Genomic DNA, 6,182 nt, shown 5'->3' with positions numbered 1-6,182 from the left:
CGTCCCCGGCGCCGGTCCCCCGCGCGCCCTCGCCGCGGGCCGAGGCCAGGGAGCCCAGCGCGGCGGCCGCCGCGCCGGCCGCGCCGGTCTATCACGAGCCCATTCCGGACAGCATGGGCGAGGCGGTGATCCCTCGGATCTCCATCCACGCCTTCTGCGCCCGCCCCGAGACCGAGGCGCTGGTTCGCCACGCGGCCGGCGACCGCCGCATGGCGCGCGCCTCGACCCTGATCCAGGGCGGCGGCCTGGAGGCGGCGGTCGACTATTATCAGAACCAGCCCACGCCCTCGCTGGTGATGGTCGAGACCCTGGACGGCGCCCAGCGCCTTCTGCACATGCTCGACTCCCTGGCCCAGGTCTGCGACCCGGGGACCAAGGTCGTCGTCATCGGCCAGACCAACGACATCTCGCTGTATCGCGAACTGATGCGCCGGGGGGTGTCGGAATACCTGACCCAGCCCCTGTCGCCCCTGCAGGTGATCCGCGCGGTCGGGGCGCTGTACGCCGACCCGACCGCGCCGTTCATCGGCCGCCAGATCGCCTTCGTCGGCGCCAAGGGCGGGGTGGGGGCCTCGACCCTGTCGCACAACTTCGCCTGGATGCTGGCCGAGAAGATGCAGACCGCCACCGTGCTGGTCGACCTCGACCTGGCGTTCGGCACGGCCGGCCTCGACTTCAATCAGGACCCGCTGCACGGCGTCCTGGAAGCCCTGACCCAGCCCGACCGACTGGACCCGGTGCTGATGGACCGCATGATGGTCCGCTGCGGCGATCGTCTATCCCTGTTCGCGGCCCCGGCCACCCTGGACGACGACTACGAGATTTCCGCCGACGTCTACGAGGAAGTCACCCAGAAGATCCGCGGCGCCGCGCCCTTCGTGGTGCTGGACATCCCGCACATCTGGAACGCGGCCTCCCGTCGGGTGCTGGTCGGCTCCGACGAGCTGGTCGTGACGGCCACGCCGGACCTGGCCTCGCTGCGCAACGCCAAGAACATCATCGACCTGGTTCGCCAGGCCCGGCCCAATGACGCGCCGCCGCGCCTGGTGCTGAACCAGGTGGGCGTGCCCGGCCGGCCCGAGATCCCGGTCAAGGACTTCGGCGACGCCCTGGGCGTTCAGCCCTCGCTGGTGCTGCCGTTCGATCCCAAGCCCTACGGCCTGGCGGCCAACAACGGCCAGATGCTGGCCGAGGTCGCGCCCAAGTCGAAGGCCGCCGAGGGGCTGGAGCACCTGGCCCGGCTGATCTGCCGCCGCGAACCGCCGGCCGCCCAGAAGACGTCCCTGATCTCGAGCCTGTTCAAGAAGAAGTAGATGTTCGGCAAGCGCGACTCGTCAGTCCAGGCCGAAAAGAAGGCGCCGCCTCCCGCGCCGGCCGGCGGCGCGTCCATCGCCACGCGTCCGCAGCGCATCGAGCCCGGCGAGGCTCCGGCCGCGCCGTCGCCGAAGGTGCTGGCGCCGGCGCCGAAGGCGGGCGCGGCGCCCAAGGCGACCGCGGGCCTGGAACAGCTGCGCGCCGCCCAGGGCGAGCCCCAGACGACGGTGATCGTCCGCGAGCAGAGCGACTATTACCACGCCACCAAGACCACGATCTTCAACGCCCTGCTGAACACCATCGACCTGAGCCAGCTGGCCCAGCTCGACCACAAGCAGGCGGCCGAGGAGATCCGCGACATCGTCGCCGAGCTGGTGGCGATCAAGAACGTCTCGATGTCGGTGGCCGAGCAGGAGCACCTGGTCCAGGACATCATCAACGACGTCCTCGGCTACGGTCCGCTGGAGCCGCTGCTGTCCCGCGACGACATCGCCGACATCATGGTCAACGGCGCGCACCGGGTGTTCATCGAAGTCGGCGGCAAGGTCCAGCTGACCAATGTCCGCTTCCGCGACAACCTGCAGCTGATGAACATCTGCCAGCGGATCGTCAGCCAGGTCGGCCGCCGGGTCGACGAAAGCTCGCCGATCTGCGACGCCCGCCTGCCCGACGGCAGCCGCGTCAACGTCATCGCCCCGCCCTTGGCGCTGGATGGTCCGACCCTGACCATCCGGAAGTTCAAGAAGGACAAGCTGACCATGAAGAACCTGGTGGAGTTCGCCTCCATCAGCCCAGAAGGGGCGCGGGTTCTGGGGGTCATCGGCGCCTGCCGCTGCAACGTGATCATCTCGGGCGGCACCGGCTCGGGCAAGACGACCCTGCTCAACACCCTGACCGCGTTCATCGACCCCACCGAGCGGGTCGTGACCTGCGAGGACGCCGCCGAACTCCAGCTGCAGCAGCCGCACGTGGTGCGTCTGGAAACCCGCCCGCCGAACCTGGAAGGCAGCGGCGCGGTCACCATGCGCGACCTGGTCAAGAACTGTCTGCGGATGCGTCCCGAACGCATCATCGTCGGCGAAGTGCGCGGTCCCGAGGCCTTCGACCTGCTGCAGGCCATGAACACCGGCCACGACGGCTCGATGGGCACGCTGCACGCCAACAGCCCGCGCGAGGCCATCAGCCGCGTCGAGAGCATGATCACCATGGGCGGCTATGGCCTGCCGTCTAAGACCATCAAGGAAATGATCGTCGGCTCGGTCGACGTCATCGTCCAGGCGGCGCGCCTGCGCGACGGCTCGCGCCGCATCACCCACATCACCGAGGTCGTGGGCCTGGAAGGCGACGTGATCGTCACCCAGGACCTCTTCGTCTACGAGATCACCGGCGAGGACGAGAACGGCAAGGTCGTGGGCCGCCACCGCTCCACCGGCATCGCCCGGCCGCGCTTCTGGGACCGCGCCCGCTACTACGGGCTGGAGCGCGAGCTGGCCGAAGCCCTCGACGCGGCGGAGTAGCGCGATGCTGTTCATCATCGCCGGCGTTCTGGGCTTCATCACCATCGCGGGCCTGGGCTTCGCCTTCGCCGGAGGCGACAGCAACGCGGCCAAGGCCGCCAAGCGCGCCCAGTTGATCGCCGGGGGCGGTCAGCGTCAGGCCGCCGTGCGGGCCAAGGCCGCCGCCAACACGCCGGACGTGCGCCGCGCGGCCATTCTCAAGGCGCTGAAGGACCAGGACCGCAAGCAGAAGAAGGCCTCGCTGACCGTCGAGGCCCGGATGCGCGCCGCCGGTCTCGGCGACAATGTGAAGATGTTCTGGATCGCCAGCGCCGGATTGGGCGTCGTGGTGGCCCTGATCATCCTGACCCTGGGCCAGTCGCCGCTGATCGCCCTGGGCGCGGCCTTCGCCGCCGGGGTGGGCCTGCCGCGCTGGGTGCTGGGCATGTTGGCCAAGAGCCGCATCCAGAAGTTCACCGAGGCCTTCGCCGACGCCGTCGACATCATCGTGCGCGGCGTCAAGTCGGGCCTGCCGGTCCACGACTGCCTGAAGATCATCGGCAAGGAGAGCCCCGAGCCCCTGGCCGGCGAGTTCCGCATCCTGACCGAGAACATCGGCATGGGCGTGCCGATGGATGCGGCGCTGGAGAAGATGTACGAGCGGATGCCGACCAGCGAGCTGCGCTTCTTCTCGATCGTGCTGGCCATCCAGCAGAAGACCGGCGGCAACCTGGCCGAGGCCCTGGGCAACCTCTCCACCGTGCTGCGCTCGCGCAAGCTGATGAAGGAGAAGATCAAGGCCCTGTCGGCCGAAGCCGTCGCCTCGGCCTTCATCATCGGCTGTCTTCCGCCCGGCGTCGTCACCATGATCAGCGTGACCTCGCCCGAATACATGAAGCCGCTGTTCACCGACCCGCGCGGTCACCTGATGCTGCTGGCCGGCGCGGTCCTGATGACCTGCGGCATCCTGCTGATGCGCAAGATGATCAACTTCAAGTTCTAGGGGGGGAGGATCGCGTGAATCTCGTCGACGCCCTGACCGACCCCTCGAACCTGCTGACGGTCTTCATCGCCGTGGTGGTGTTCGCCACGATCATCACCCTGACCTCGCCGCTGATGCGCAATTCCAACCTGGAGGGGCGCCTGAAGTCGGTGGCCAACCGCCGCGAGGAGCTGCGCCGCCGTTCGCGCCAGACGATCGCCGCGCGGGGCGGCGGCACGCTGCGCCACCAGGACGAGGGCCTCTACAAGAACGTCGTGGACCGGCTGCAGCTGTCCCGGCTGCTGGAGGACCCCAAGGTCGTGGACAAGCTGGCCCAGGCCGGCTTCCGGGGCCCCCGGCCCGTGACGACCTTCTATTTCTTCCGCTTCGTCGCGCCGTTCGTGTTCGCCGCGGTGGTCGCCTTCTACCTCTACGTAGTCAACAGCTTCGGCCTCCTGCCGCTGCAGAAGCTCTGCGCCTGCGTCGCGGCCCTGGCCATCGGCTACTACGCGCCGAACGTCTACATCACCAACGTCGCCCAGAAGCGCCGCGAGTCGATCGTGGCGGCCTTTCCCGACGCGCTGGACCTGCTGCTGATCTGCGTGGAAAGCGGCATGTCGATCGAGGCCGCCATCCAGAAGGTCGGCGCCGAGGTCGGCGCCTCCTCGATGGAGTTGGCCGAGGAGCTCAGCCTGCTGACCGCCGAGCTGTCGTACCTGCCCGACCGCCGCCTGGCCTATGAGGGCCTGGCGCGCCGGGTCAACTATCCGGGCATCAAGTCCGTCGCGACGGCCATGATCCAGGCCGAACGCTACGGCACGCCGCTGGGCACGGCGCTGCGGGTCATGGCCAAGGAAAACCGCGAACTGCGCCTGTCGGCCGCCGAAAAGAAGGCCGCCGCCCTGCCGGCCCAGCTGACCGTGCCGATGATCCTGTTCTTCCTGCCGGTGCTGTTCCTGATGATCCTGGGCCCGGCGATCATGAAGATCATGGACGTGTTCGGGAAACACTGAGGCGGCGCGCGCTCGTCCCTGGCGTTCGTCCGCCGGATATTCCGGACAGACCGACCTCCCCGGCGAACGCCGGGGCCCAGATTCATCCGTGTCGGCTGGCGAAGACGCGACATCGCCCCGCGCCGAACGGACGGACGTCGGAGGGTTCGATCTGGATCCCGGCCTTCGCCGGGAAGGTCGGATTTCTGGAGGAGGGTTAGGGACCGTGGTCGACCCGGACGTTGGCGGCGAGGCGCGTCTATCTCCTAGACGCCGCCGCCTGACATGAACGCATATGGCAGGAAGCCGAGCAATACGAGGAGCAAAGCGGCACGAAGCCAAGAGCGTCCCGGTCCTTGCCTGAGGTGTCCGGTCGCAAGCGCGATAATTGGAACGACAACCGACGACAGAAAAACCGCGAGTGGGCCGTAGATATACCAAAGGGCTTGTTCAAAACTGCTAGAGCTACTCGTCACCGAGAGGAGCGACCACGTACCCCAGACTAGCGCATTCAATGCGATGAGCACGGCGGTACCAATCATCTCAGCTCCAAGATGCGGGCGTGCCTAACACGTGAGCCGGTCCAGGTCGGCTAACCCCCAACCGCGACATTCCAAATGTCGGCCATTCCGCCATTCCGGCGGTCACGACGATAATCCCCTCGTTCAGCGATCACATCAAGCGCAAGCGATCCGACCCTCCCGCGCCTGGAGCGGACAAGGGGTTCACGCCACGAGGGCGGGATGACGGCGTGGCGGGGGCGAAGCCTCGCCCTACTTCACCCACTGGGCCAGCCAGTCGGCGATCGACTGGGGCGTCATGTGGCGGGCGTCGGTCAGGGCGAACAGGGCGTTCGGATTGACCAGCTTGCCCTTCGCATCGACCACCAGGAAGGTCGGCACGCCCTGCAGCTTGTCGATGCCGTAGCGGGCCGGGATCTGCATGTTGTGGTCGTAGCGGCCGACATTGACCGTCACCACGACATAGTGCTTGGCGACCCAGGCCTTCAGGTCCGGCTGCTCGATCAGGCCGGCGAACACGCGGCAGTCGCCGCACCAGTTGCCGCCTAGGTCGATCAGCACCAGCTTCTTCTGGGCCTTGGCGGTCTTCAGCGCGGCGGCGACGTCCTTTTCGGCGTCGGCGGTCTCGTCATAGGGATAGGGCAGGGGCGTGGGCAGGTCGGCGATCGACTTCAGCGCCACGGTCGGGGCCTTGGCGGCGGCGAGGGCCAGGCTGGGCGCGGCGAGGGCGAGCAGGCCGGCGGCGGCCAGGGCGCGGAACTTCATCGGCGGGACCTTCATGCGAACGGTGTCGTCCGCAATCCCTAGCCTTGGAATAGGAAAGGGGCCGCGAAGAAATATTCGCGGCCCCTTCAGATTCCGTGATCGGCTCGAAAAG

General features: G+C 68.0%; 5 protein-coding genes and 1 pseudogene. 4 read left to right on the top strand and 2 right to left on the bottom strand.

Annotated features, from left to right (window positions below):
• The 4 genes from OR37_RS20260 to OR37_RS20245 form a co-directional block, all read left to right on the top strand.
• The coding region (locus OR37_RS20260; protein ID WP_004624903.1) for an AAA family ATPase at window positions 1-1,313 on the top strand (1,313 nt) is incomplete at its 5' end.
• Complete coding sequence (locus tag OR37_RS20255) at window positions 1,314-2,831, top strand: CpaF family protein (protein WP_004624900.1); 1,518 nt, start codon at window positions 1,314-1,316, stop codon at window positions 2,829-2,831.
• Window positions 2,832-2,835: 4 nt separating this feature from the next.
• Entirely contained in the window at window positions 2,836-3,813 is a 978-nt protein-coding gene (locus OR37_RS20250; RefSeq protein WP_004624899.1) for a type II secretion system F family protein, read from the top strand.
• A complete protein-coding gene (locus OR37_RS20245; RefSeq protein ID WP_054508597.1) occupies window positions 3,768-4,805 on the top strand; it encodes a type II secretion system F family protein in 1,038 nt (345 codons plus the stop codon). The genes OR37_RS20250 and OR37_RS20245 overlap by 46 nt, the downstream gene beginning before the upstream one ends.
• A 45-nt stretch (window positions 4,806-4,850) precedes the next feature.
• On the opposite strand, the pseudogene OR37_RS21380 reads toward OR37_RS20245, so the two are convergent.
• Both OR37_RS21380 and OR37_RS20240 read right to left on the bottom strand, forming a co-directional pair.
• A pseudogene (locus OR37_RS21380) lies at window positions 4,851-4,997 on the bottom strand (hypothetical protein); the annotation flags it as partial.
• A 560-nt stretch (window positions 4,998-5,557) separates the two neighbouring features.
• Entirely contained in the window at window positions 5,558-6,070 is a 513-nt protein-coding gene (locus OR37_RS20240) for a thioredoxin family protein (RefSeq protein WP_004624894.1), read from the bottom strand.
• Window positions 6,071-6,182: the final 112 nt, after the last annotated feature.

This window comes from Caulobacter vibrioides OR37 (assembly GCF_000372645.1).
GTDB lineage: Bacteria > Pseudomonadota > Alphaproteobacteria > Caulobacterales > Caulobacteraceae > Caulobacter > Caulobacter vibrioides_E.
This window is presented reverse-complemented; position numbering and strand designations above follow the sequence as displayed.